Here is a 24559-nt window from a genome sequence, read left to right on the forward strand (position 1 = left end):
TTCGACCGCTCGACGACGGCCGCGGGTGCCGCTACTCGTCGTCCAGACCGCGCTCGATGGCGTACCGGACCAGCTCGACCCGGTTGTGCAGCTGGAGCTTGCCGAGGGTGTTCTGTACGTGGTTCTGGACCGTGCGGTGGGAGATGACCAGGCGTTCCGCGATCTGCTTGTAGCTCAGGCCCTTGGCGACCAGGCGCAGCACCTCGGTCTCGCGGTCGGTGAGCTGCGGGGCCTTGGGCTGGTCGCTGCCCGCGGCGGGCGCCGGGTCGGAGGCGAGGCGGCGGTACTCGCCGAGGACCAGTCCGGCGAGCCCGGGGGTGAACACCGGGTCGCCGACCGCCGTGCGACGCACGGCGTCCAACAGCTCCTCCGTGGACGCGGACTTGAGGAGGTAGCCGGTCGCGCCGGACTTCACGGCCTCCAGGACGTCGGCGTGCTCGCCGCTCGCGGACAGGACGAGGACGCGCAGGGCGGGGTTGTGGCCGACGAGTTCCTTGCAGACCTGGACGCCGGGCTTGAGCGGCAGGTTGAGGTCGAGGACGAGGACGTCGGGGCCGACGGCCTTGGCACGGCGTACGGCCTGGTCGCCGTCGCCCGCGGTGGCGACCACTTCGAAGCCGGACGCGGCCAGGTCGCGGGCGACGGCGTCGCGCCACATCGGGTGGTCGTCGACCACCATGACCCTGATCGGGCCCTGCTCACTCATCGCCGCTCCGCCTTCCCGTCGTTCGCACGGTCGTTCTTCCGCTCCTTCGGCACCTTCAGCTCGACCTCCGTGCCCTGGCCGGGCACCGAGATCAGTTCGGCGCTGCCGCCGAGTTCGCGCAGCCGGCCGCGGATCGAGAGGGCGACTCCCAGCCGGCCCTCCCCCTCGGCCTGGGCGAGCCGGCCCTCGGGGATGCCGGGTCCGTCGTCCCGTACGGTCACCACGACCTCGGCGGGTTCGTCCTCGACCAGGATCCACGCGCGCGCGTCCTCGCCGGCGTGCCGGTGGACGTTGTCCAGGGCGGCCCCGACGGCCGCGGCCAGCTCCCTGGCGGCCGGCGCGGGCAGCAGCACGGGCGCGCCGGGCTCGGCGAAGCCGACCTTCGCGGCGGCGTAGGGGGCGAGCAGGGTACGCAGGTCGACGGGCCCGTCGTCCTCCTCCTCGGGCGCCTCGACGGCTCGCACGACCGCTCCCTGGGCCGCGTCCTCCGAAGCATGCGATACGGGTACGAGGCCGCCGGAGACCAGCATGCGCAGCGCGACCTCCTGCTCGCCGGCCATCCGGCCCAGCTCGGCCGCCTCGCCGCCCAGGCTCAGACTGCGCCGCTGCACCATGGCCAGCACCTGGAGCACGCCGTCGTGGATGTCCCGGGCGAGCCGCTCGCGCTCGCGGGTGGCGGCCTCGATCTCCAGGGCGCGGGCGAGGGTGCGCTCGGAGGCGCGAGCGACCTCGACGACGTAGCCGATGGCGATGGAGGCGACCCAGACGAGGATCACGTTGTGGACGGTGTCGCGGGCCGGGGAGCCGCGCTCGATCAGGTTGGCGGCGGCGACGGGCGTGGAGGCGAAGGCGGCCCAGCGCCAGCCGCCTTTGATGGCGAACGCGAGCACCGAGCCGGCGGTCCATATCGACGGCAGGGTGGGGCCACCGCTGCTGACGTGGTGGTCGTCGGCGACGAGCGGGGTGAGCAGGATGCCGATGAGCGCGATGGAGAGGTCGACGGCGAGGAAGCGCTTGGTACAGGCGACCGCGTTCTGGACCCGGGGCAGCGTGGCGAGAGTCCAGACGAACAGGACGACGAAGTACGCGATGGCGATCCCGGGCCGGTCGTACTCGTCATAGGCGGTGGCGAACAGGCCGACCGCGTACAGCATCGTGAGCACCCGGTAGGCGGTCAGCGCACGCCACAGCGGCTGCTCGACCGACATCCTCATCACTTGCTCACGCCTGGCCATGCCCCGTCCCCCTCCACGCACTCCCACACGCCCTTGCGCAACCGCCCACACGCCCCCAGCCTGCCGTGTCCGAGCCCTCAGGACCCGGACTTCCGCCGATCGGCCACCGCGGGTTTGTCTGCCGACGGTTTGGGGGGCAGGGGTGCGCCTGCCTCCGGCTTGGGGTCTGCGGGCGCGTCTGCCGACGGCTCGGAGGGTACGGGTGCGTCCGCCGACGGCTCGGGGGCTGCGGGCGCGTCTGCCGACGGCTCGGGGGCTGCGGGCGTGTCCGTTGACGACTTGGAGGCTGCCGGTGTGTCCGTCGACGGCTCGCTCGGTGCGGGCGCGTCCGTCGACAGCTCACGCGCGGCCGCCGGTGCCGCTGTGTCCGCTGCCGACTGGTCCACTGCGGCCGTGCCAGCGTGCGCCGTGCCGGCTGCCGCGTCATCAGCCGAGAGCTCGCCTGCTTGCGCGGTGCCCGCGCCGGACTGACCAGCCTGGGCCTTGCCCGCTGCCGCGGTGTCGGCTCGCGCCGAACCCTCTGCCGACCTGTCCGCTGCCGCCGTGCCCGCTGCGGACTTACCCGCCTCGGCCTCGTCCGCTGCCTCGGCGTCGGCTCGCGCCGAACCCTCTGCCAGCCCGCCCACCGTTGCCGTGCCCACCTGGGCGGTACCCGCTGGAGACTCGCCCGCCTGCGCCGTGGCTTCTGCGGGCTTACTCGCCTCGGTCTCGTCCGCTGCCGCAGCGTCGGCCTGTGCCGAAGCCTCTGCCGCTGCTGCCGACCCGTCCGCGTGCGTTGCGGGCTTGCCCGCCTGGGCCTCGCCCGCTGCCGCCGTGCCCGCTTGGGCCGTACCTGCTGCCGGCTTGCCCACCGCCGTCGTATCAGCTCGCGCCGAATCCTCCGCCGCTGCGCCGGTATCGGCTGCGAACGCGTCCGCCCCGGTCTCGGCTGCTGCCGGCTCGCCCGCTGCCGCACTCGCGACGGAGTTGTCCGAGTCGGCCTCGTCCGGTGCCACAGTGTCGGCTCGCGTCACAGCCGCTGCCGCCGTACTCGCCGCCGCCGTCGCGTCCGATTCCGCCTTGGTCGCTGCCGCCTTCTGTTTCTCGGCCTGGGCCAGGGCCGCCTTTGCGGCCTTCTCCGCTTCCTTGCCGGCCTTCGTCGCCTCCGCGAGGCGGCGCTTCGCGGCCGTCGCGTAGATGTCGACGTACTCCTGACCGGAGAGCTTCATGATCTCGTACATGACCTCGTCGGTCACGGCGCGCAGGACGAAGCGGTCGTGCTCCATGCCCTGGTAGCGGCTGAAGTCGAGGGGCTTGCCGATGCGGATGCCCGGGCGCATCAGCTTGGGCATGACCTTGCCCGGCGGCTGGATCTTCTCGGTGTCGATCATCGCGACCGGGATCACCGGCGCGCCGGAGGCGAGCGCCACGCGCGCGAGGCCACCGGGCTTGCCGCGGTAGAGGCGGCCGTCGGGCGAGCGCGTGCCCTCCGGATAGATCCCGAACAGCTCACCGCGCGCCAGCACGTCCAGACCGCTCTGGATCGCCGCCTCACCCGCGCCGCGCGCGCCCGAACGGTCCACCGGGAGCTGGCCGACCCCCTTGAAGAACGCGGCCGTCAGCCGGCCCTTGACGCCAGGGGTGGTGAAGTACTCGGCCTTCGCGATGAAGGTCACCTTGCGGTCCAGGACCGCGGGCAGGAAGAACGAGTCGGAGAAGGACAGGTGGTTGCTCGCCAGGATCGCGGGGCCCTCGGCCGGAATGTTCTCCATGCCTTCCACCCAGGGTCTGAAGGCGACCTTCAGCGGCCCCCCGATGGCGACCTTCATCGTGCCGTACAACAACCGACTGCCTCCTGTGTCTGTAGATCAGACCTTAACGCGGCCTGCCGCCAAAGGAGCCGACGACCCTGGTCGGTGTCAGTGCGGTCGCGTACGGTGAATCACCTGGACTTCACGTCCCTTCGACGAACCGCCACTTGCATGAACCGCCACTCTCATGAACAGGAGACCGAAGGTGCCGGTCCTTCCTGGAGCCGAGCCGTACCGCCACGAGGGCGGAGAGGCAGGGGTCCTGCTCTGCCACGGCTTCACCGGTTCCCCCCAGTCGCTGCGCCCCTGGGCACAGCACCTCGCCGCGCACGGCCTCACGGTCTCGCTGCCGCTGCTGCCCGGCCACGGCACCCGCTGGGAGGACATGCAGCTCACCGGCTGGCAGGACTGGTACGCGGAGGTGGACCGCGAGCTGCGGGCCCTGCGCGAGCGCTGCGCCGAGGTGTTCGTGGCCGGCCTGTCCATGGGCGGCACCCTCGCGCTGCGCCTCGCGGCCAAGCACGGTGACGCGATCAGCGGCGTGATCGTCGTCAACCCGGCGAACAAGATGCACGGCGCCGCGGCCCACGCCCTTCCGGTGGTCCGCCATCTCGTGCCGTCGACGAAGGGCATCGCCAGCGACATCGCGAAGGAGGGCGGCGAGGAGCTGGGCTACGACCGGGTGCCGCTGCACGCCGCGTACGCCCTGCGGAACCTCTTCCGGCAGGTCGACCGCGAGCTGCCGCAGGTCACCCAGCCGCTGTTGCTGCTGCGCAGCCCGCAGGACCATGTGGTGCCGCCGGCCGACTCGGCCCGGATCCTCGGCCGCGTCTCCTCACAGGACGTGACGGAGATCCTGCTGGAACAGAGCTACCACGTCGCGACGTTGGACCACGACGCGGACCGGATCTTCGAGGAGAGCCTCGCGTTCATCGGCCGGCTCGCACCCAGTGTCGGCAAGGAAGGGACGGCCGCAGGTGGCTGAGCACGACTCGGATCGCGAGGACCGCGAACCCGAAGAGCAGGGCGTCCCGTTCGACGAGGCGGCCGCGTGGGCGGCGATCGTCGAGGGGTACGGCGAAGAGCCCAAGGACCCACCGGGCGCCAAACCCTTCAAGTCCATCGAGGATCTGGCCCTGTTGGAGCCGGAGACCAATGACGCCCCGTCGGCCGAGCCCAGTTCGAAGCAGTCGAAGGAGAAGCAGGAGGAGGAGAAGAAGCCGGCCGAGCCCCTCGGCGGCTCCGTCTCCTTCGCCCCCGGCGTCGGCCCGCGCGACTACCCGGCGCCCGAGCCGGCCGAGTCGGACTTCGACGAGGACGACGAGGGCCACTTCGTCCCGCCGGAGCCGCCGCCCCTGCCCGCCGCCGACGTGACCGCCAAGTTCGCCTGGCTCGGGGTGATCGGCGGCCCGCTGCTCCTCCTGCTCGCGGTCCTGCTCGGCTGGGAGATGACCTGGTGGCTGACCACGGTCGGCATCGGCGGCTTCCTCGGCGGGTTCGCCACGCTGGTGATGCGGATGAAGACGGACGACGAGGACGAGGGGGACCCGGGGCGCGGCGCGGTCGTCTAGCTCGCGGGGACCCACCGGGATTCCCCTGACGACCACGTCGAGGGAATTCTTCGGAACAACTAGCTCGCGGGGATCCGGAGGGCGGCCAGGACCGGCAGATGGTCCGTGGCCGCCCTCAGGTCTGTCTCGGTCACCCCCGGCTGGCCGAGCGGAACCCCACAACCCAGCACCTCCACACCCTTCGTGGCGAAGATCGCGTCGATCCGCTGGAAGGGGGTGACGGGGTTGAACGTGTACTCGCCGCCCCAGGGGACGGTGGTCCGGCAGTCCTGGAGCCCCTCGGCCAACCGCTGGAAGGCGGGACCGCCCGGGCGTTCGTTCAGGTCGCCGCCCGCGATCGCGTGGTCCGTGCCGAGCCCGGCGAGCCGGTCCAGGAGCAGGCCGCTCTGCTCGCGCCGCTCCTCCTTCTGCAGGGAGAGGTGACAGCTCAGTACGCCCAGCCGCGCGCCGCCGAAGCGGACGACGGCGGTGGCGAACCCGCGCCGGTGCTGGCCGGGGGTGAGCGGCAGCAGGACGTCCTCGGTGCGCTCGACGGTGGCACGGAGGTTGCACAGGATCGCCGGTCCCGCGGCGGTGCCCCCGCCGGTGAGGACCACCTGCCCGGAGGCGGCCGCGAGCCGGGCCAGCTTCTTGCGCCAGCGGAAGAAGCGGGGGGCCTCCTGGACCAGCACCAGGTCCGGGGCGCAGGCGCCGATCACCCGGGCCAGGGCCGCGGTGTCGTCGCGCATCGAGCGGATGTTGTAGCTGAGGACCCGGATGACGGCGGAACCGTCCGATTCGGTCCGGGAGTTGGGCAGCAGCGGGGTCGAAATCGCCATGGTCGCCAACATACGACGAAGCCCGCCGTCCCGGGGTACGGGCTCGGCGGGCGCGGCCGTGCGGACAGCGATGTCACCGGACCGGCGTCACATGATCGGGTCGGGCTCCCGGGCGAGGTCCGCGGCACCGACGAGGCCCGCCTTGTTGCCGAGCTGGGCCGCGATCACGTCGGCGACCGGGCGCCAGTTGCCGCCCACCAGCCAGCGCTTGTACGACTTGCGGATCGGGTCGAGGACGAGTTCGCCCTCGTCGGAGAGGCCGCCGCCGACGATGAAGGCGGAGGGGTCGAAGAGCGAGGCGAGGTCGGCGAGACCGGCGCCGGCCCAGCGGGCGAGCTCACGGTAGGAGTCGACGGCGACCGGGTCGCCCTGCCGGGCGGCCATCGAGATGTGCTTGCCCTCGATGCTGTCGGGGTTGCCGTCACCGAGGCCGAGCAGGATCTCGGCGTTCTCGGGGGTGGCGTTGGCGCGCTGCTTGGCGTATCTGACGAGGGCGCGGCCGGAGGCGTACTGCTCCCAGCAGCCCTGCGAGCCGCAGCCGCACAGCAGTCCGTCCGGCACCATCCGGATGTGGCCGAACTCGGCGGCCACACCGAAGTGTCCGCGGCGCAGCTTGTTGCCGATGATGATGCCGCCGCCGAGGCCGGTGCCCAGCGTGATGCAGATGACGTTGCGGTGGCCCTTGCCAGCACCGAACTTGTACTCGCCCCACGCGGCCGCGTTGGCGTCGTTCTCGACCACGACGGGAAGGCCGACGCGGCCCTCGACCTTCTCCTTCAGCGGCTCCTGGCGCCAGTCGATGTTCGGCGCGAAGTAGACGGTGGAGCGCTGCCTGTTCACGTAACCGGCCGCACCGATACCCACGCCGACGATCTCGTGCCCGGCCCGAGCGCCCTCCACCGCGGAGGCGATGGCGTCCACGATGCCCTCGGGCGTACTCGGGGTCGGCACCTTGTGCGTCGAGAGGATGTTGCCTTCCTCATCGACCACGCCGGCCGCGATCTTCGTGCCGCCGATATCGACGCCGATGGTGAGTCCCATGAATCCCTCAGTTTCGGTCGAGCCCCGCTATGGGCCACCGTACCTGAGGGGGCAATCAGTCTAGGTCGATGCGCTGGCCGGGGCCGGTACCGTCCCCGTCTTCGCCCCGTTCCTCGTCACGTTCGTCGCGCTGCTCGTCGAGGTCCTTGTGGAGGTCGGTCGTGCGGGCGGTCCAGCGCTGTTCCTGGGCCTGGACCGCGGAGCGGTAGGCGGCGAGGAGTTCGTTGCCCGCGGCGGCGAGGTGGCCGAAGACGTCCGGGTTGCGTTCGATGACCGGCTCGACCGCGGCCTTCGCCTGCTGGACGACCTGCTTCACCACCTGCTGGGCGGCCGGTCCGGCGACCGCGCCGAGCAACGGTGAGTTGAGCGACGACAGCTTGTCGCCGACGGCGTCGACGAGCTTGCGCAGTTCCTCGGCGGCCGAGACCGGCGGCTGGCCGTACTGGACGCGGCGGCGGGCCTTCTCCGCGGCGAGATCCTCGGCGCAGGCGGTCGCCCACGCGTCGGCGTCGGTGGCCCTCACCTCGTCCACGGCGTCCTCCGTACCGGCCTGGGACGGAGGGAGCTCTTCGCTCATGACGGACTCCTGACTACGGTTCGTCTCTACGACGTTACCCGAACGGGCGTAAGTCGTTCACGGCCTCTCGGGCCACAGATTGCGGTCCGGCGCGAACCGGATCCGCAGTTCCCCCTCGCGCAGCGACGCCCCGTCGACGGTGCACCGGCGCAGGGCCGAGGGCAGCGGCACGATCCGGCGGAAGCTGCCCGCGGCGACGACGAGTTCGTCACCGCGCCGGATGAGGTCGAGTTCATCGCGTATCGCGCCGGGCAGCGGCAGATGCCAGACGAGGACACCGTCGTCGGCGAGCCGGTCCTCGACGGGCCACTCGACGGCGGAGACGCTGTCGCCGACGCCGGGAACGGCGAGCGCGACGAGATCGTCCGCACCCCGCGGGTCGTGCCCCAACTGCCGGACGGCCCGCACCTCGTACGACTCCTGCCACTCCTCCAGCACCTTGCGCTGCTGGACGACCAGACCCGGCAACGCGTCCGCGACCGCCTCGGGCAGCACCCGGTTGGCGACCAGCACATCGGGCCGCAGCCCGCGCAGCGCAAGGGCGAGAACGGTGTCACGCACGGCATCCGCGCCGGCGGGCCCGGGTTCCGCGACCACCCGTACGACGGTGTCCCGGTCGGCGAGCACCGCCTCGACGGCACCGAGCTCCAGATCCCAGCGCCCGGCGGTCTCGTACAGCCACTCCGAGGGCATCGGCACCCCGGCCAGCCGCCCCAGCACGGGCCGCAGCGCACGGGCCGCCTGTCGCTCGGCCGGCAGCAGGCGCCGCAGATAACGCCGCAGTTCCTCCGGCAGGGCGAGCAGCGCGAGGGCCTGTGGGGCGGCCGGAAGGTCGACGACCAGCAGGTCGTGCGTCTCGGCGAGCGCGGCATCGCGCAGCGCGCGCAGCAGGGTGAGTTCCTCGGCCCCGGGAAGCGGCGTGACCTCCTCCGCCTCCAGCCGCGAGGCCCCGAGCAGATCGAGAACGTTCGCGGCACGTTCCTGGAAGGCCCCGAGGTCGTCCCGGAAACGGGCGGTGGCGTCGGGCCGCCAGGCGGTGAGGTCCGGGGCGACGGTGGTCGGAACCGGTCCCGTCGCCGTGCCGAGGACAGCACCGAGGGTGTCGGTCCGGTCGGCGCTGAGGACAAGGGTGCGAACGCCCTCACGGGAGGCGCGGAGCGCGGTGGCAGCGGCGACAGTCGTACGTCCGCTGCCGCCAGGGCCGGTGATCAGGAGGGTACGCATGATGGTGAACGGTAACGGAGACCGGCCGGGGGGCCCTGCGGCGAGACCCTCCGCCTCTCCCTACTTCTCCCCTGACTCGACCCGCTTCTTGAGTCCGGCCAGCGCCCGGTCGATGATGACCTTCTCGGCCTTGCGCTTGATCATCCCCAGCATCGGAATCTTGACGTCGACCGTCAGCAGATACGTGACCTGCGTCGAACCGTCACCCGCCGCCTTCAAGATGTACGACCCGTCGAGCGACCGCAGCATCTGGGACTTGACCAGCGTCCAGGAGACCTCGTTCGCCCCGGTCCACGTGTACGCCAGCGTCTGGTCGTCCTTGATGGCCCCCGCGTCCATGACGAGCCGTACCTGCTCGGCCCGCCCCTGACCGTCCGTCGCGAGGACCTCCGCCTCCTTCACCTCGCCGGTCCAGTCGGGATAGCGGGCGAAGTCGGAGATCACCTCCATGACATCGGCCGGTGCCGCCTCGATCGTGATGCTCGAACTGGTGTGTTCCGCCATCGCTGTGGCTCCTCCAGATGCGGACCGGCAGGGCGTCGTCATGCGGCTGTGCGTGCAGCGTGAAGGCTACCGTGCGGTCGGCCGCCCCACTTCACCCCCTACCTGCGGTCTCTCACCACTCCAGTACCCAGGGCTTCCCGCTCCCGGCGAAGTGCCCGACGTTCACGCACTCGGTCGCCCCCACCCGCATCCGCCGCACCAACGGCTGGTGGACATGGCCGAACAGCGAATACCGGGGCCGGGTACGGCGGATCGCGTCCAGCAGCGCCCGGCTGCCGCGTTCGAAACGGCGCGCGACGGTGTCGTAGACCAGCTCCGGGACCTCCGGCGGGATGTGCGTGCACAGCACGTCGACCTCGCCCACGGCCTCGATCTTCGCCGCGTACTCCTCGTCGCTGATCTCGTAGGGGGTGCTCATGGGCGTGCGCAGGCCGCCGCCGACGAAGCCGAAGGTCCGTCCGCCGATCTCGACCCGCTCGCCGTCGAGCACGGTGGTGCCGGGCCCGGCGTACTCCGCCCACAGCGGCGGCATGTCGACATTGCCGTAGGTGGCGTACGTCGGTGTGGGGAACGCGGCGAACATCTCGGCGTACTGCTTGCGCACCGCTTTCTCGATCGCCGTCCGCCGGTCGGTGCCGATGCCGCTCCACAGTTGGGCGCCGAGCGCGCGGGCCTCCTCGAAGCGGCGGGCGGTGCGCAGCTCGACGAGGCGGTCGGCGTTCTCCTCGCCGAACAGGTCGGGGAAGATGCCGCGCGAGTGGTCGGCGTAGTCGAGGAAGAGGACGAGGTCGCCCAGACAGATCAGCGCGTCGGCACCCTCGCCGGCTCTGGCCAGGTCACGGGCGTTGCCGTGCACGTCACTGACCACATGAACGCGTGTCCTGCTGTTACCGGCTGGTGTGGGTGCCATGACGATCAAGGGTAAGCGTGTGCGGTGAACGTGAACAGTGGCGACGGGCCTTGCGGTTACTGGCCAGTCAGTTTGCGGGTGGACTACCGTACGGACTGGAACACCAATCTGTGTGACACGGCGAACATCTCCCCCCGACCCCCTGTCGCAGCAGCCATACCGGCGGGTAACGTCCGGGCAGTCCAGTCTTGGACCGCACCGTCGCATCGCACAACGTCGTGGCGCCGGCGCCCTATGAGGAGCAGCAGTCTTGCGCGAGTTCAGCCTTCCGGCTTTGTACGAGGTCCCTGCGGACGGCAATCTCACCGACATCGTCCGGAGAAACGCCGCGCAGCATCCCGATGTCGCGGTGATCGCCCGCAAGGTCGGCGGCGTCTGGCAGGACGTGTCGGCGACGGCCTTCGCGGCCGAGGTACACGCGGCCGCCAAGGGGCTCATCGCCTCGGGCGTGCAGCCGGGCGACCGGGTCGGCCTGATGTCCCGCACCCGCTACGAGTGGACGCTGTTGGACTTCGCGATCTGGAGCGCGGGCGCGGTCACCGTGCCGGTGTACGAGACCAGTTCGCCGGAACAGGTGGAGTGGATCCTGTCCGACTCGGGCGCGACCGCCTGTGTCGTGGAGCTGGACGGCCACGCGGCCGCCGTGGAGTCGGTCCGTGACCGGCTGCCCGCGCTCAAGCAGGTCTGGCAGATCGAGGCCGGCGCGATCGAGGAGCTGGGCCGGCTCGGCAAGGACGTCAGCGACGCGACGGTCGAGGAGCGCGGCTCGCTGGCGAAGGCCGACGACCCGGCGACCATCGTCTACACCTCGGGCACCACGGGCCGCCCCAAGGGCTGTGTGCTGACCCACCGCAGCTTCTTCGCCGAGTGCGGGAACATCGTGGAGCGGCTGCGTCCGCTGTTCCGCACGGGCGAGTGTTCCGTCCTGCTCTTCCTGCCGCTGGCGCACGTCTTCGGCCGGCTGGTGCAGATCGCGCCGATGATGGCGCCGATCAAGCTGGGCAACGTCCCGGACATCAAGAACCTCACCGACGAGCTCGCCTCGTTCCGCCCGACGCTGATCCTGGGCGTCCCGCGCGTCTTCGAGAAGGTCTACAACTCGGCCCGCGCCAAGGCGCAGGCGGACGGCAAGGGCAAGATCTTCGACAAGGCGGCGGACACCGCGATCGCGTACAGCAAGGCGCTGGACACGCCGTCGGGCCCGTCGCTCGGTCTGAAGATCAAGCACAAGACCTTCGACAAGCTCGTCTACAGCAAGCTGCGCGCGGTCCTCGGCGGCCGGGGCGAGTACGCCATCTCCGGCGGCGCCCCGCTGGGCGAGCGGCTCGGGCACTTCTTCCGCGGCATCGGCTTCACGGTCCTGGAGGGCTACGGCCTGACCGAGTCCTGCGCGGCCACCGCCTTCAACCCCTGGGACCGTACGAAGATCGGCACGGTCGGCCAGCCGCTGCCCGGCTCGGTGATCAGGATCGCGGACGACGGCGAGGTGCTGCTGCACGGCGAGCACCTGTTCTCGGGCTACTGGAACAACCCGGGCGCGACCGCGGAGGCGCTGACCGACGGCTGGTTCCACACGGGCGACATCGGCACGCTCGACGAGGACGGCTACCTCAGGATCACCGGCCGCAAGAAGGAGATCATCGTCACCGCGGGCGGCAAGAACGTCGCCCCGGCCGTGATCGAGGACCGGATCCGCGCGCACGCGCTGGTCGCGGAGTGCATGGTGGTCGGCGACGGGCGGCCCTTCGTGGGCGCGCTGATCACGATCGACGACGAGTTCCTGGACCGCTGGGCGGCCGAGCACGGCAAGCCGGCGGGTTCCACCGCGGCGTCGCTGCACGACGACCCCGATCTGGTCGCGGCGATCCAGGACGCGGTCGACGACGGGAACGCCGCGGTGTCCAAGGCGGAATCAGTGCGCAAGTTCCGCATTCTCTCCTCCCAGTTCTCGGAGGAGTCGGGCCATCTGACGCCGTCCCTGAAGCTCAAGCGCAATGTGGTCGCGAAGGACTACGCGGACCAGATCGAGGCCATCTACCAGAAGTAGCGTGGGGCTCCGCCGGTTTGGGGGGGGCGCCATCCGGGGTGCCGGGCGCGTGGTCGGGCGGCTGCGGGTCGTTTGTGGCTTGTCGCGCAGTTCCTCGCGCCCCTAAAGAAGCGTCTTCAGCTTCTCGGCGAGGAGATCCCAGCGCCACTTCTCCTCGACCCACCGGCGCCCCCGCTCCCCCATCCTGCGGCGCAACTCCGCGTCGCCCAGCAGCGCGACGATCCGTTCCGCCGCCTCCTCGACGGAGTCGCCCCGCACCACCCAGCCGGTCTCCCCGTCGAGCACCGCGTCCGGGGCGCCGCCCGAGTCGCCGGCCACGACCGGCAGTCCCGTCGCCGAGGCCTCCAGGTAGACGATGCCGAGCCCCTCGACGTCGAGGCCGCCGCGCCGGGTCCGGCAGGGCATGGCGAAGACGTCGCCGGCGCCGTAGTGGGCGGGCAGTTCGGACCAGGGGACCGCGCCCGTGAAGCGCACCGAGTCGGCGACGCCGGTCTCACGGGCCAGCGTGCGCAGGTCCTTCTCGTACGGGCCGCCGCCGACGATCAGCAGGACGGTGTCCGGCTCGGCGGCCAGGATCCTCGGCAGGGCGCGGATCAGCGTGTCCTGCCCCTTGCGCGGCACAAGGCGCGAGACGCACACGACCACCGGCCGCTCGGTCAGCCCGAGCCGGGCCCGCACCTCGGCGCCGCCCGAGCCGGGGTGGAAGGTCTTCTCGTCGACGCCCGGCGGGAGTTGGACCATCCGCGCGGCGGCCTCGGGGGTCAGCGCGGTCGCGATGCGCGAGCGCGTGTACTCGCCGAGGAAGGTGATCGTGTCCGTCGACTCCCCGATCCGGCGCAGCAGTTGACGCGCCGCCGGCAGTTGCGCCCACCCGGCCTCGTGCCCGTGCGTGGTGGCCACCAGCCGCTCGGCGCCCGCCCTGCGCAGCGCCGGCGCCATCAGCCCGAGCGGCGCCGCCGCCCCGAACCACACCGACGTGCACCCGTGTTCCCGCAGCAGCCCGACCGCCCGCCGGGTCGCCCCCGGCGTCGGCAGCAGCATCGTCGTACGGTCCCGCACGACGGTGAAGGGCTGCTCGGCGTCGAAGGCGGCGGTCGCCTCCACGCCCTCCCGGCCGCGCTTCCAGGTCGAGGCGTAGACGATCACGCGCTCCGGGTCCAGTCGTAGCGCCATGTTGTGCAGGAACGCCTGGATGCCGCCGGGCCGGGGCGGGAAGTCGTTGGTCACGATCAAGGTCTTGTGCATCGCCGCAGACCCTACCGAACCGCCCGCCCCCGGCCGGGCGCGGCCGTGCTTGTGGCACGCTCACAGAAGAGCGGGCCATCATGTTCCCCTCAATGCGGGCAGCGGACGGCAGGGGATCACGTGAAGACGACGGGCGCGAGGCGGTCCCTGGTGGGGCTGCTGGGGATCTGGGCCCTGACCAGGCTGCTGCTGCTCCTCTTCGTGTTCAAGGTCTACGTCTTCCCCGGCCCGGACGTCACCAGCGACGTGTCCGTCATCTACCAGGGCTGGTACGACGTGCTGCGCACGGGCACCTTCCCGCTGGACGACGTGACCTGGCAGTACCCGCCCGCCGCCGCGCTCCCGATCCTCTCGCCCGTGCTGCTGCCCTTCCTCGGCTACGCGCACGCGTTCTTCGTGCTCGCCTTCGTCGCCGACCTGGCCGCCTTCGCCCTGCTGCTGTACGCGGGCCTGCGCCCCGGCAAGTCGCTGCGCGGTGCCTGGGTGTGGGTGGTGGGCGTACCGCTGCTCGGCCCGACCGTCTACTCCCGCTACGACGTGATGGTCACCGCCGTCGCGGTCGCCGCGGTGCTGGCGGGCACCCGGCGCCCGCGCGTGATGGGCGCGTTGGTGGGCTTCGGGGCGATGCTGAAGGTGTGGCCGCTGCTGCTCCTGGTCGCCGTCCGCAGGCGCGGGGTGTGGGCCTGGGCCGTGGGCACGATCGCGGCGATCGCGGCGCTGTTCGCGGTGGCGATGCCCGGCCCGTTCGCCTTCCTCACTTTCCAGCGCGACCGCGGCACCGAGGTGGAGTCGCTGGGCTCGCTGGTCTTCCACGTCGCCCGCCACCACGGCTGGAGCGGCCAGGTGCTGCTCAACTACGGCTCGGTGGAGTTCGTCGGCCCGTATGTGCAGGCGGTCAGCACGACCGCCCTCCTGCTCACCGGCATGATCTTCGGCTGGCTGCTGCTGTGGCGCCTGACGGCCACCCGCTTCGAGGCGGCCACGGTGGCGGACGCGGCCTTCGTCGCCGTGCTGATGTTCACCGTCACGAGCCGGGTGATCAGCCCCCAGTACATGGTCTGGCTGATCGGCCTCGCTGCGGTCAGCGTCTGCTTCCGCGGCAGCCGGATGGGGACGCCCGCGGTCCTGGTCCTGCTGGCGAGCTTCGTGACGGTCCTGGAGTTCCCGATCTGGTTCTCCGACGTGGTCCAGAGCACCCCCACGGGCATCACCCTCCTCGCGGCCCGCAACGGCCTCCTGGTCCTGGCCACGATCCTCGCGGCCCGCGCCCTGTGGCGGGCCACGGTCCCCCGCGAGGAGCCGGCCCCACTGCCCGGTCCCGTCAGCCGAGTTGATCCCGAAGGTACGCCCGCCACGCGTCCGTGAACTCCTCCAGCGTGGTCCCCAGCACCTTCTTCAGCGCCCCCTCGACCGACCCCGCCCGCGCCTTGTGGTCGCCCACGGCCCGGTAGAACTCCCCCAGCTTCGGCTCGCCCCACTCCCCGGCGATCATCCGGCAGGCCAGCCAGCCGCCCTCGTAGGCCTGCGCGAGCTTGGTCGCGTCGCCGCTGAAGCCGAAGTCCCGGTCGGTCGGCAGCGCCTCGGGCACCGCCTCGTCGGCCACCGCGCGCGCCAGCTCCGGCGCGGCCTGCTCCGGGGTGCGGCCGGTGCCCCGGTAGCCGACCCAGTCCGCGTACCCCTCGGACAGCCATAGCGGGGTGGCCGCACCCGTGTGGGCGCGGGTGGCCACATGGGTGGTCTCGTGGGTGAGCACGACCTGCTTGCCGAGGGCGCCGAGGACGGCGTACGCGTCCGGGTTGACGATGACCCGGTCCGCGGGCGCGTTCGGCGCGCCGCCCACCTCGCCGGTGGTGACCGCCGCGATCCCCCGGTAGGAGGAGGCGGGCGAGCCCAGCAGCCCCGCCATGCCGTCCAGCGACTTCGGTACGAGCACGACGACGTGTCCGGCCCAGTCCGGGCCCCACGCCCCCGTCACGGCCGGTACGGCGCGATCGGCGAGGTCCGCGTACCGGTGCAGCGCCTCGCTGGTCTGTCCGACCCCCAGGACGAGGCTGTGCGCCCCGCGCACGACCGCCACCTCGCCCTGGTCCCACAGCTGCTGCGCGGACTTCTCGGCGGGCGCCTCGGCGTCCACGTACCACTGCCCGTCCTGCTCCCGGCTGAGGGTCAGGGTGCGGCCGGCGGTGACGGGGGCCTTGTCGTAGCCCTGGACCTGGTAGCGCAGATCGACGTCGGCGGTGGCGGTGTCGCCCGAGCGGTGCAGGGCGGTGACGCGGTAGGACCAGCTCGCCAGCGGCACCCCGCGCAGGTTCTCGAACCAGCTGAGCGCGCCCGTCTTCAGGAAGGCCGTGCGGTCGCGCTCCATGACGGCACTCGCGCGCCGGTCCAGGACCCGCTGGAGGTCCTTGCGGTCGGTGGTGGCGGCGGGCTTGCCACCGCAGCCCACCAGGCAGACGAGCAGCAGAACGAGCGCCACCGCTCCGGATCCCGACGCCCGCCCTCGACCAGCCACTTTACGATCGTACGGCCGCGGCGCCGGGTGTGGTCAGACCCTCGTGACCGACGAGACGGGCATCATGCCGACCGGGTCGTAGCGCACCGGCGCGCCGGGGTAGGGCGCGTGGATCACCTGGCCGTTGCCCATGTACATCGCGACATGGCTGGCGTCGGACCGGTAGGTGACCAGGTCGCCGGGCTGCGCCTGGGAGAGCGGGACCTGGCGGCCGGCGTAGCGCTGGGCCTGCGAGGTGCGTGGGAGATGGACGCCGGCCTGCGCGTACGACCACTGCATCAGGCCCGAGCAGTCGAAGCCGGAGGGGCCGCTGGAGCCCCATACGTAGGGCTTGCCCAGCGCGGTGCGGGCGGCGGCCACGGCGGCTGCCGCGCGTGCCGAGGAGGGGGCCGCGTCGCCGAGGTCGGGGATCTCCACGCGGCCGGAGCGGGAGGCGCGGTCGTAGGCGGCGCGTTCCGTGGACGGCAGGGAGTTGAGCAGCTGCCGGGCCTTGGCGAGCTTCTTCTCGACCGTCTTCTTGTGGGTGGCGACGGCCTTGCGGCTCTTCTCCAGCTCGGCGAGCTTCTGGGTCGCCTCCGAGCGCTCCTGGGCGAGTTCGCGCATGGCGGACTCGAGTTCCCTGAGTTCGCCGGTCTGGTGGACGGTGATCCGGTCCAGGACGGAGGCCTTGTCGAGGTAGTCGTCCGGGTCGTCGGAGAAGAGCAGCGCGAGGGACGGGTCGACGCCGCCGGACCGGTACTGGGCGCCGGCCAGCGAACCGAGCGTCTCCCGCATGGAGTTGATGCGCTGCTGCTGGCGGGCGATGCGGTCCTGGGAGTCGGCCACCTCGCGGCGCAGCGTGTCGGAGGTCTCGTCGGCCTTGTTGAAGGCCTCGGTGGCTTCCTCCGCCTGCTCGTAGAGGCGGTCCACCTCGGCCTTGGTGTCGGTGTGCGGAGCGGCGCTCGCCGGTACGGCGCCGAGGGCGGCGGCCGCGGCGGACAACGCGCACAGGGCGGTGCCGGCGCCCCGGTTGAACCCGGACGGCGATGCAAGTCGGCGATGGGACCCCACGGGAAGCCGCACTCCTTCCGCTTACGGACGAGGAAACGCGGCAGACAGTAGCCCCGCTACCGGGGGCCCACCAAAGACCTCCGCGGCCACACAACGTGACGCCCCGCCCAAGACGCAGGTCATGGGCGGGGCGCGGGGTCAGCTGGAGTTGTCGTAATTCGCCCGTTCGGGCGGTGCGGCGTCGCGGCCTTACGGTCGATCGCTTCCGGTCACGACCGGACGCCGAACCGGATCAGATCCGGACGCCGAACTGGAACGGCATGTTGCCGATCGACTCGTATCGGACCACGGTGCCGGTGCGCGGGGCGTGGATCACCTGGCCGTTGCCGGCGTAGAGGCCGACGTGGTGCTGGTCGCCGTAGAAGATGACCAGGTCGCCGACGCGCAGGTCGCTCTGGTTGTAGATCCGGGTACCGGCGTTGGCCTGGGCCTGCGAGGTGCGCGGGATGCCGACGCCGGCCTGGGCGTAGGCCCAGGAGGTCAGGCCCGAGCAGTCGAAGGACGAGGGGCCGGAGGCGCCGTAGACGTACGGGGTGCCGAGCTTGGACTGGGCGGCGGCGAAGGCCGCGGCGGCCCGGCTGTTGGCGGAGGTGCTGTTGCCGAGGTCCACCCGCTCGCTGGAGCTGCGGCTGGCCCGCGCGTCGGCGTCGGCGAGCGCCGAACGCTCCGCGGCCGTCAGGGTGTTGAGCAGCTTCTGTGCCTCGGCGAGCTTGCTCTGGACTTCCTGCTTCTTCTTGCCCAGTTCGGTGCGGGTGGAGGCGAGGTCCTTGAGCTTGTCGGAGGCCTCGGCGCGCTCCTGGGCGAGTTCGCGCTGCTTCTCCTGGATCTTCTTCAGCGCCTCGACCTGCTGGGCGCTCAACTGGTCGGCGGTGGACGCCTTGTCCAGGTAGTCGTCCGGGTTCGACGAGAGGAAGAGCTGGAGGGAGGAGTCGATGGAGCCGGTGCGGTACTGCGCGGCGGCCGCCAGGCCTATGGACGAGCGGAGCTCGTTGAGCTCCTCCTGGCCGCGGGCGACGTTGTCCTGGATGGTGGAGATCTCCTTCTGGAGCTTCTCCTGCTTCTCCTTGGCGCCCGTGTACTTCTCGGTGGCCTGCTCGGCCTGCTCGTAGAGCTTGTCGACCTTTTCCTTGACCTCGTTCTTCGTGGGCTTCTCACTCGGCGCGGCGTTCGCGGCCTGGGCGCTGATGGCAACGGCGGCAGCAGCTGCGGTGGTGAGCACGGTCACACGTGCCCGACTCGGCTGCTTGGGTCGACGATGGGACGCCACGGACGCGGGCTCCTTCTTCAGAGTGATCACCCGTTCGGAGGTTCGAGCCCAGACCCTAGTGACCTTCTTGTGATCAGTTCAAATCCTCACGTGAAAAATGTTTGTCACAGAGTGCATTCTTTGCACTCAACTCACATGCAGTCATGGTCGATTGACGCTACGTTGCGTGATGATTACGCCAATTCGGGCGTTAAACCTGCAAGCTTGACCTTCGGGACAGGCGCCGGACAGGCGCTCAGATCAGCCGCTTCAGGAGCATCGCCGAAGCGATCGGCCGGGCCCCCGCCTTGGCGACCCCGTCGGCCACCTCACGGTCGGTGGAGGCGACGATGACGGGCCGGCCCGGCGGCTCGGCGCGCACCAGCTGGCGGATCAACTCGTCGGCCGTGACACCTGGCTTGGAGAACAGCACGCGGACCCCGCGCGGCGGCGCGAGCAGCACCGGCGCGGCCAGCTCGGCCCCGTCGAAGACACACGTCACCTCGGCGCCGGTCTGCGCGGCGAGCTGCGAGAGCTGACCGAGCAGCCGCAGGCGCTGCTTCTCCAGCGGCATCTGCGGATAGCCGGTCTTGGTGACGTTGTAGCCGTCGACGACCAAGTGCGCCTGGGGCAGGGCGAGCAGCTGGTCGAGAATCGCGGGGTCGTGCTCGGACAGCGCCCGCGCGGCGATGTCCTTCGGGGTCATTCGTCCCGGTTCGACCGCGTCCACGGTCTCCGCGGGCCGCACGGACACCGGCGGCAACGCCAGCTCCCTGCGCAGCCCTTGGGCCGCTTCCAGTACGGTGTCCAACAGCAGGCGCACGCGCATGTCCTCGACACTGCGCCCCTCGCGCGCCGCCCTGCGCGTGGCCTCCAGGGAGGCCTCCGCCTCGGTGAGCCGCGCCTTCAGCCGCCGCGCCTCGCTCTCCGCGGCGGACAGCTGCGTCTGCCCCTCGGCGCGCAGGATCTCCGTCTCGGCGTGCACCTTGCGCAGGGCCGCCTCGCCGCGCCGGACGTCACTGACGGCCGCGCGCAGCTTGCGATGAAGCGATTCCGCTTCTTTCCTGGCGGCCTCCAGATCGGCGCGCAGCCGCTCGGTCTCGGTCCGGGTCGCGTCCCGCGCCTGCGCCAGTTCCGCCCGCAGCCGCTCCAGCTCCGCCCGGCTCTCCTCGTCGGCCCGCTCGGCATCGGCCCGCTGGGCCTCCTCGCCGGCCGCCGTCACGAGCTTCACCCAGCCCGTGGGGCGCAGCACATAGGCCGCGGCCGCCACATCGAGCGGGTCCGCGGCCGGGGGCGGCGAGCCGGAGTCGAGGGCGCCCGCGAGCTCCGCCTGGGCCTCTCTCAGCTTCTCCCCGATCCGCTGCCGGAACAGCGGGTCGGTCTCCAGCGCGGCCGCCATCGCGTTCCCGGCGAACTTGGCCCGCCGGTTGGGGGCGAACCGCGCGTACTGCCGCAGCTGCGCGGGCAGTTCGGCGACGGTCAGGCCGCCGAACCCGTCCGAGACGATCTGTACGACCCGGCGGCGCACACCGTCGGGCAGCGGACGGTCGAGCACCTCAGCGGTGCCGTCGCCCGGCCCCCCGCCTGCGCTCTCCACCATCCGTCACACCCCATCACCTGTGCGGGGCCGGCCCTGTCAGGAACCGGCGCCGGGCCTGTCCACGAGTTCCACCTGATCCACGGCATTGCACCAGCGGCAGCGCACCGACTCGATGGTCTCACTGACCACCTCGCGCTCCTCGACCCTCGGCTCGCCGGCGAGGTCGAGGTGGACGTACTCGACGACCTTCGACGAGCGCGTCACGTCGAAACGCGTGAGGTTGCCGCACAGAGTGCAGCGCCACCGCGTGGCTGCGGTGGGCAGGGGAACCGTCATCGTGACTGTCCGCTTTCCTTCTAGTGTCCGTGACGCCCGGCTTCCCCGGTGCGTGTGGCTCGTAACCCTACGGCCTGGCGCGTACTCGCCGCCCGTCCGTCCGCGGCGGCGAGGCGGTCTGTGCGTGTGCGTCCCGTTACGCCATGCTCTGTGTCCATGATCAGCAACTGGAGCGCGACGGTCGGCAGGACGTTCAGAACCGGCCGGATGCCGTCGGCACCGGTCACGTACGGGCTGATCGCGGTCTGTTGTCTGGTCTTCGCGGTCGGCCCGGCCTCGGGGCTGAATCCGGCCTACGGTTCCGGGGACGCGCTGCTCGCCGCGCAGCGCGCCTATTTCCACCGCTGGGGCGTGGTCCCGGCGGACCTCTTCGCGGACCCCGCGGGATCCGTCCTCACCCCCGCCACGGCCCTCTTCATCCACGGCGGCTGGGTCCACCTGCTCGGCAACATGCTCTTCCTCTACGTCTTCGGCGTGATGACCGAGGAGCGGATGGGCCGCGTGCGGTTCACGCTCTTCTACCTCGTCTGCGGCTACCTCGCCCTGCTGGGGTACGCGGCCGCCAACTCCTCCTCCGAGCAGTCCCTGGTGGGAGCGTCGGGGGCGATCTCGGCGATCCTCGGTGCGTTTCTGTACCTGTTCCCCGGGGCGCGGGTGACCAGCCTGCTGCCGTTCCTGTTCTTTCTGCCGATGCGGTTTCCCGCGTGGGTGGTGCTGCCGTTCTGGGCGGCGCTTCAGTGGGTGGCGGCGGGGCGGGCGGAGCAGGGGCCCGGGGTGGCGTATCTGGCGCACCTGGTGGGGTTCTCGCTGGGCTTCGGTTACGCGTGGGCCCGATTCCGCCGTACGACTAGAGTGAAGGCCGCCCCAGCTCCGGCCCCCGAGGGAGAGAACCAGCCGTGATCACCGCGATCGTCCTCATCAAGACCAGCGTGGACCGGATCCCCGAGATCGCGGAGTCGATTGCCTCGCTGGAATCTGTGAGCGAGGTGTTCTCCGTGACGGGTACGTATGACTTGATCGCGATGGTTCGGGTCAAGGAGCACGAGGACCTCGCCGAGGTCATTCCTGGGCGGATCAGCAAGATCCCCGGGGTTGAGGGCACGGACACGCATGTGGCGTTTCGGACGTACTCCCAGCATGACCTTGAGGCCGCGTTCGCTATTGGGCTGGACTCCTGAGTTGAGCGCCTAGTGGGGTGGGGGGCGCGGACCGTTTGCGGCTGACCGTTCGATGTGGCTGGTCGCGCAGTTCCCCGCGCCCCTTCGGGGCGATCAGCCCACCGCAGGTACGCAGCGGCCGTTCTCCGTGTGGTAGGTCCACTTGGCGCCTGCCGTCACCAGTTCCTTCACCGCGTTGATGAAGCGCTCCACGTGCTCGTCGGGGGTGCCGGCTCCGAAGCTCACTCGGATCGCGTTGAGGGACTTCTCGCCCGGGGCCGCCTCGGGGGCGCCGCATTCGCCCTGGGTCTGAGGGTCGGTGCCCAGGAGGGTGCGCAGCAGCGGGTGGGCGCAGAAGAGGCCGTCGCGGACGCCGATGCCGTACTCGGCGGAGAGGGCGGCGGCGAAGTGGGAGCTGTTCCAGCCGTCGACCACGAAGGAGATGACGCCCACGCGCGGGGCGTCGTCGCCGAAGAGGGACAGGACGCGCACCTCCGGGACCTCCGCCAGGCCCGCCCGCACTGTCTCGATCAGGTGCTGCTCGCGTGCGACCAGCGTGTCGAAGCCCGCCTCGGTCAGCGCCTTGCAGGCCGACGCGATGGAGTAGGCACCGATGACGTTCGGGGAGCCGGCCTCGTGGCGGGCGGCGCTGTCGTGCCACTCCACGTCCACTCCCCCGTCCTCGCGCCGGCTGACCTTGCGGCTGGCGCCGCCGCCCGCGAGGTAGGGGTCGGCCGCCCGGAGCCAGTCGGCGCGGCCGGCCAGGACGCCGGAGCCGAAGGGGGCGTACAGCTTGTGGCCGGAGAAGGCGATCCAGTCGACGTCGAGGTCCTGGACGGACACCGGGTGGTGCGGGGCGAGTTGGGCGGCGTCCAGGACGATCCGGGCGCCGTGCGCGTGCGCGGCGGCGGCCAGTTCGCGGACCGGCCACAGCTCGCCGGTGACGTTCGAGGCGCCGGTCACGCAGACCAGGGCCGGGCCGTAGGGGTCACGGGCGGCGAGGGCCCGCTCCAGGGTCTCGACGGCCTGGGCCGGGGTGCGCGGGGCGTTGAGGTAGGTGACGCGGGCGTCCTGCCAGGGCAGCAGCGAGGCGTGGTGCTCGGTCTCGAAGACGAAGACCTGGCAGTCGGCGGGCAGGACCGCGGCGAGGAGGTTGAGGGAGTCCGTGGTGGAGCGGGTGAAGATCAGCTGGTCGTCGGGGCGGCAGTCCAGGAACTCCTCGACCGTCCGGCGGGCGTTCTCGAAGAGGTCGGTGGAGAGCTGCGAGAGGTAGCCGGCGCCGCGGTGGACGCTGCCGTAGTACGGGGCGTAGGCCGCCACGTCGTCCCAGACGCGCTGGAGGGCCGGGGCGCTGGCCGCGTAGTCGAGCGCCGCGTAGGTGACTTCGCCGCCCGTGACGAGCGGGACGGTGACGTCCCGGCCCAGGACGGGCAGCGGGGCACAGACGGAGGTGGCGGCAGCGGTGGCGACAGACATGGCGAACTCCCGTGAGAGGCAGGCGAATTCACTGCGCGGGCGGACATGGCTCCGGCGCAGGAGAAAGGTGAAGGGGGTATGCGGAGGCGGGGCTCGGCGCCCTATCGCATTCGCTTGCTCACGGAGAACTCCCTCGAGACCAGGACCCCTGGTGTCTTTCGAGGGGCCCGCGCTTGCCGCAGACCTCGCTGCCTACGGCCTGGTCTTCACCCGGGGCACCCCGCCACGGACGGAGGGTTGCCGGACAGTCGGCCGGGGCCTCATGACTGTCACTCATGACCTGGTCCAAAAACCTACGTGACGTGATCGTCGTCCCGCAACCCGTGTCCGGATCGCGGGACGACGACCGCCGTACGGCTAGGGGCTGTCGCTTGGATCAGGCCGGCCGTGAGGCGCGGTGCCTCTTGGCCGACCCGAGCCCCGCGACGCCGGGCTGATCCAAGCGACAGCCCCTACGCGTTGCTGGCCGCCGCCCAGCGCTCCAGGGTCCGCTTGGCGGCGCCCGAGTCGATCGACTCCGCCGCCTTCTCCATCCCGGCCCTGAGCTGGTCCGCCAGCGGCTCGTCACCGGGCTCCAGGGCCACCAGGGCGGCCGCCGAGTTCAGGAGTACGGCGTCCCGCACCGGGCCCGTCTCGCCGTCCAGGAGCCGGCGGGCGACGCCCGCGTTGAACTCGGGGTCGGCGCCGCGCAGCGCCTCCACCGGGACCAGCGGGAGGCCCACGTCACGGGGGTCGAAGGACTCCTCGGTGACCTTGCCGTCGCGGACGATCCAGACCCGGGAGGTGGCCGTGGTCGTCAGCTCGTCGAGGCCGTCGTCGCCGCGGAACACCAGGGAGGAGTTGCCCCGCTCGGCGAAGACGCCCGCGATGATGGGCGCCATCCGCGGGTCCGCGACCCCGACCGCCTGGGCCCGCACCCTGGCGGGGTTGGTCAGCGGGCCCAGCGCGTTGAACACCGTGCGGATGCCCAACTGGCCGCGCGCGGCGCCCGCGTGACGCAGGGCCGGATGGAACTTGATCGCGAAGCAGAAGGTGATCCCCGCCTCTTCGGCGACCTCGGCCACCCGCTTCGGGGTCAGTTCCAGGTTGACGCCGAGCCGCTCCAGGACGTCGGAGGCGCCGGACGCGGAGGACGCGGCCCGGTTACCGTGCTTGACGACCTTCGCGCCCGTGCCGGCGATCACGATCGAGGACATCGTGGAGATGTTCACCGTCTTCGCGCCGTCGCCGCCGGTGCCGACGATGTCCACGGTCTTCCCGGACACCTCGATCACGTTGGCGTGCGCGTACATCGCGCGCACCAGACCGGTGATCTCCTCGACCGTCTCGCCCTTGGCCCGCAGCGCCACCACGAACCCGGCGATCTGCGCGTCCGTCGCCTCGCCGCGCATGATCTGGTCCATCGCCCAGAAGGTGGCGTCGGCGTCCTGGTCCTTGCCGTACAGCAGGGAGTTCAGTACCTCGGGCCAGGAACGGCCCGCCGCGATGTCGCCTCCAGCGGGGGTCACAGCGCTCATACGGCCGCTCCTGGGTGTCGTAGAAGGTGCGTCACAAGACGTGCCCCACCCTATCCA

The 24559-nt window shown here is 71.5% G+C and carries 22 protein-coding genes, 1 pseudogene and 1 riboswitch; of the genes and pseudogenes, 6 read left to right on the top strand and 17 right to left on the bottom strand.

All coding sequences use genetic code 11. The features are described 5' to 3' along the window. Nucleotides 1–31 precede the first annotated feature (31 nt). The 3 genes and pseudogenes from ACIP6U_RS38745 to ACIP6U_RS38755 form a co-directional block, all read right to left on the bottom strand. Entirely contained in the window at nucleotides 32–706 is a 675-nt protein-coding gene (locus ACIP6U_RS38745) for a response regulator (RefSeq protein ID WP_401727407.1), read from the bottom strand. Then, nucleotides 703–1941, bottom strand: a complete 1239-nt coding sequence (macS, locus tag ACIP6U_RS38750) for a MacS family sensor histidine kinase (RefSeq protein WP_401727408.1) — start codon at nucleotides 1939–1941, stop codon at nucleotides 703–705. Before macS ends, ACIP6U_RS38745 begins: the two co-directional genes overlap by 4 nt. A 1046-nt stretch (nucleotides 1942–2987) precedes the next feature. After that, a pseudogene (locus tag ACIP6U_RS38755) lies at nucleotides 2988–3749 on the bottom strand (lysophospholipid acyltransferase family protein); the annotation flags it as partial. A gap of 187 nt (nucleotides 3750–3936) precedes the next feature. Here ACIP6U_RS38755 and ACIP6U_RS38760 point away from each other — a divergent pair. Both ACIP6U_RS38760 and ACIP6U_RS38765 read left to right on the top strand, forming a co-directional pair. Continuing rightward, a complete protein-coding gene (locus tag ACIP6U_RS38760; RefSeq protein ID WP_401727409.1) occupies nucleotides 3937–4716 on the top strand; it encodes an alpha/beta hydrolase in 780 nt (259 codons plus the stop codon). Next, nucleotides 4709–5302: a hypothetical protein gene (locus tag ACIP6U_RS38765; RefSeq protein WP_401727410.1), complete on the top strand. Its 594-nt coding sequence runs from the start codon at nucleotides 4709–4711 to the stop codon at nucleotides 5300–5302. Before ACIP6U_RS38760 ends, ACIP6U_RS38765 begins: the two co-directional genes overlap by 8 nt. 59 nt (nucleotides 5303–5361) lie before the next feature. Here ACIP6U_RS38765 and ACIP6U_RS38770 read toward each other — a convergent pair whose 3' ends face one another. From ACIP6U_RS38770 to ACIP6U_RS38795, 6 genes are all read right to left on the bottom strand, one after another. Further along, on the bottom strand, nucleotides 5362–6120 hold the full coding sequence (locus ACIP6U_RS38770) for an endonuclease/exonuclease/phosphatase family protein (RefSeq protein WP_401727411.1): 759 nt from the start codon (nucleotides 6118–6120) through the stop codon (nucleotides 5362–5364). An 87-nt stretch (nucleotides 6121–6207) separates the two neighbouring features. After that, nucleotides 6208–7161, bottom strand: coding sequence for an ROK family glucokinase (locus tag ACIP6U_RS38775; protein ID WP_124004228.1), 954 nt, complete (start codon nucleotides 7159–7161; stop codon nucleotides 6208–6210). A gap of 55 nt (nucleotides 7162–7216) precedes the next feature. Next, entirely contained in the window at nucleotides 7217–7738 is a 522-nt protein-coding gene (locus ACIP6U_RS38780; protein ID WP_401727412.1) for a DUF5304 domain-containing protein, read from the bottom strand. Between the two features lie 57 nt (nucleotides 7739–7795). After that, nucleotides 7796–8962 (bottom strand): ArsA family ATPase, encoded by a 1167-nt coding sequence (locus ACIP6U_RS38785; RefSeq protein ID WP_401727413.1) that lies wholly within the window; start codon nucleotides 8960–8962, stop codon nucleotides 7796–7798. Between the two features lie 60 nt (nucleotides 8963–9022). Further along, nucleotides 9023–9466: an SRPBCC family protein gene (locus ACIP6U_RS38790; RefSeq protein ID WP_401727414.1), complete on the bottom strand. Its 444-nt coding sequence runs from the start codon at nucleotides 9464–9466 to the stop codon at nucleotides 9023–9025. A 112-nt stretch (nucleotides 9467–9578) separates the two neighbouring features. Next, the gene (locus tag ACIP6U_RS38795) at nucleotides 9579–10376 is read right to left on the bottom strand and encodes a metallophosphoesterase (protein ID WP_401727415.1); all 798 of its coding nucleotides are present in this window, start codon (nucleotides 10374–10376) and stop codon (nucleotides 9579–9581) included. Between the two features lie 250 nt (nucleotides 10377–10626). Between ACIP6U_RS38795 and ACIP6U_RS38800 the strand changes: the two genes are divergently transcribed. Then, a complete protein-coding gene (locus tag ACIP6U_RS38800; RefSeq protein ID WP_401727416.1) occupies nucleotides 10627–12423 on the top strand; it encodes an AMP-dependent synthetase/ligase in 1797 nt (598 codons plus the stop codon). Between the two features lie 102 nt (nucleotides 12424–12525). On the opposite strand, the gene ACIP6U_RS38805 is transcribed toward ACIP6U_RS38800, so the two are convergent. After that, on the bottom strand, nucleotides 12526–13668 hold the full coding sequence (locus ACIP6U_RS38805) for a glycosyltransferase family 4 protein (RefSeq protein WP_401727417.1): 1143 nt from the start codon (nucleotides 13666–13668) through the stop codon (nucleotides 12526–12528). 120 nt (nucleotides 13669–13788) lie between these two features. Here ACIP6U_RS38805 and ACIP6U_RS38810 point away from each other — a divergent pair, with 120 nt between their 5' ends. Then, the gene (locus ACIP6U_RS38810) at nucleotides 13789–15033 is read left to right on the top strand and encodes a glycosyltransferase 87 family protein (protein WP_401727418.1); all 1245 of its coding nucleotides are present in this window, start codon (nucleotides 13789–13791) and stop codon (nucleotides 15031–15033) included. On the opposite strand, the gene ACIP6U_RS38815 is transcribed toward ACIP6U_RS38810, so the two are convergent. The 5 genes from ACIP6U_RS38815 to ACIP6U_RS38835 all read right to left on the bottom strand — a co-directional run bounded on the left by ACIP6U_RS38815 (nucleotide 14990) and on the right by ACIP6U_RS38835 (nucleotide 20352). Continuing rightward, nucleotides 14990–16180, bottom strand: a complete 1191-nt coding sequence (locus tag ACIP6U_RS38815) for a hypothetical protein (RefSeq protein WP_401727419.1) — start codon at nucleotides 16178–16180, stop codon at nucleotides 14990–14992. The genes ACIP6U_RS38810 and ACIP6U_RS38815 overlap by 44 nt on opposite strands. Before the next feature lie 33 nt (nucleotides 16181–16213). Then, nucleotides 16214–17230 (bottom strand): NlpC/P60 family protein, encoded by a 1017-nt coding sequence (locus ACIP6U_RS38820; protein WP_401727420.1) that lies wholly within the window; start codon nucleotides 17228–17230, stop codon nucleotides 16214–16216. 232 nt (nucleotides 17231–17462) lie between these two features. After that, a complete protein-coding gene (locus ACIP6U_RS38825; RefSeq protein ID WP_401727421.1) occupies nucleotides 17463–18497 on the bottom strand; it encodes an NlpC/P60 family protein in 1035 nt (344 codons plus the stop codon). Nucleotides 18498–18732: 235 nt separating this feature from the next. Further along, nucleotides 18733–20076 (bottom strand): NYN domain-containing protein, encoded by a 1344-nt coding sequence (locus tag ACIP6U_RS38830; RefSeq protein ID WP_401727422.1) that lies wholly within the window; start codon nucleotides 20074–20076, stop codon nucleotides 18733–18735. A gap of 36 nt (nucleotides 20077–20112) precedes the next feature. Beyond that, on the bottom strand, nucleotides 20113–20352 hold the full coding sequence (locus ACIP6U_RS38835) for a hypothetical protein (protein WP_401727423.1): 240 nt from the start codon (nucleotides 20350–20352) through the stop codon (nucleotides 20113–20115). Nucleotides 20353–20508: 156 nt separating this feature from the next. Between ACIP6U_RS38835 and ACIP6U_RS38840 the strand changes: the two genes are divergently transcribed. Both ACIP6U_RS38840 and ACIP6U_RS38845 read left to right on the top strand, forming a co-directional pair. Further along, nucleotides 20509–21252 (top strand): rhomboid family intramembrane serine protease, encoded by a 744-nt coding sequence (locus ACIP6U_RS38840; RefSeq protein WP_401727424.1) that lies wholly within the window; start codon nucleotides 20509–20511, stop codon nucleotides 21250–21252. Further along, the gene (locus ACIP6U_RS38845; protein WP_124004215.1) at nucleotides 21249–21530 is read left to right on the top strand and encodes an Lrp/AsnC ligand binding domain-containing protein; all 282 of its coding nucleotides are present in this window, start codon (nucleotides 21249–21251) and stop codon (nucleotides 21528–21530) included. Before ACIP6U_RS38840 ends, ACIP6U_RS38845 begins: the two co-directional genes overlap by 4 nt. 93 nt (nucleotides 21531–21623) lie before the next feature. Here ACIP6U_RS38845 and ACIP6U_RS38850 read toward each other — a convergent pair whose 3' ends face one another. Next, the gene (locus tag ACIP6U_RS38850; protein WP_401727425.1) at nucleotides 21624–22985 is read right to left on the bottom strand and encodes an aminotransferase class V-fold PLP-dependent enzyme; all 1362 of its coding nucleotides are present in this window, start codon (nucleotides 22983–22985) and stop codon (nucleotides 21624–21626) included. Nucleotides 22986–23149: 164 nt separating this feature from the next. Beyond that, a riboswitch (SAM riboswitch) is annotated at nucleotides 23150–23266 on the bottom strand. A gap of 171 nt (nucleotides 23267–23437) precedes the next feature. Further along, the gene (gene trpD / locus ACIP6U_RS38855; RefSeq protein ID WP_401727426.1) at nucleotides 23438–24502 is read right to left on the bottom strand and encodes an anthranilate phosphoribosyltransferase; all 1065 of its coding nucleotides are present in this window, start codon (nucleotides 24500–24502) and stop codon (nucleotides 23438–23440) included. Nucleotides 24503–24559: the final 57 nt, after the last annotated feature.

Origin of the sequence: Streptomyces sp. NPDC088794 (assembly GCF_044750545.1) — a bacterium.
Classification (GTDB): domain Bacteria; phylum Actinomycetota; class Actinomycetes; order Streptomycetales; family Streptomycetaceae; genus Streptomyces.

What these genes read in the sequence shown, in the direction of transcription:
- ACIP6U_RS38745 (WP_401727407.1), bottom strand. Translation starts at nt 706, where the DNA reads ATGAGTGAGCAGGGCCCGATCAGGGTCATGGTGGTCGACGACCACCCG.
- macS (WP_401727408.1), bottom strand. Translation starts at nt 1,941, where the DNA reads ATGGCCAGGCGTGAGCAAGTGATGAGGATGTCGGTCGAGCAGCCGCTG.
- ACIP6U_RS38770 (WP_401727411.1), bottom strand. Translation starts at nt 6,120, where the DNA reads ATGGCGATTTCGACCCCGCTGCTGCCCAACTCCCGGACCGAATCGGAC.
- ACIP6U_RS38775 (WP_124004228.1), bottom strand. Translation starts at nt 7,161, where the DNA reads ATGGGACTCACCATCGGCGTCGATATCGGCGGCACGAAGATCGCGGCC.
- ACIP6U_RS38780 (WP_401727412.1), bottom strand. Translation starts at nt 7,738, where the DNA reads ATGAGCGAAGAGCTCCCTCCGTCCCAGGCCGGTACGGAGGACGCCGTG.
- ACIP6U_RS38785 (WP_401727413.1), bottom strand. Translation starts at nt 8,962, where the DNA reads ATGCGTACCCTCCTGATCACCGGCCCTGGCGGCAGCGGACGTACGACT.
- ACIP6U_RS38790 (WP_401727414.1), bottom strand. Translation starts at nt 9,466, where the DNA reads ATGGCGGAACACACCAGTTCGAGCATCACGATCGAGGCGGCACCGGCC.
- ACIP6U_RS38795 (WP_401727415.1), bottom strand. Translation starts at nt 10,376, where the DNA reads ATGGCACCCACACCAGCCGGTAACAGCAGGACACGCGTTCATGTGGTC.
- ACIP6U_RS38805 (WP_401727417.1), bottom strand. Translation starts at nt 13,668, where the DNA reads ATGCACAAGACCTTGATCGTGACCAACGACTTCCCGCCCCGGCCCGGC.
- ACIP6U_RS38830 (WP_401727422.1), bottom strand. Translation starts at nt 20,076, where the DNA reads ATGGTGGAGAGCGCAGGCGGGGGGCCGGGCGACGGCACCGCTGAGGTG.
- ACIP6U_RS38835 (WP_401727423.1), bottom strand. Translation starts at nt 20,352, where the DNA reads ATGACGGTTCCCCTGCCCACCGCAGCCACGCGGTGGCGCTGCACTCTG.
- ACIP6U_RS38840 (WP_401727424.1), top strand. Translation starts at nt 20,509, where the DNA reads ATGATCAGCAACTGGAGCGCGACGGTCGGCAGGACGTTCAGAACCGGC.
- ACIP6U_RS38850 (WP_401727425.1), bottom strand. Translation starts at nt 22,985, where the DNA reads ATGTCTGTCGCCACCGCTGCCGCCACCTCCGTCTGTGCCCCGCTGCCC.
- trpD (WP_401727426.1), bottom strand. Translation starts at nt 24,502, where the DNA reads ATGAGCGCTGTGACCCCCGCTGGAGGCGACATCGCGGCGGGCCGTTCC.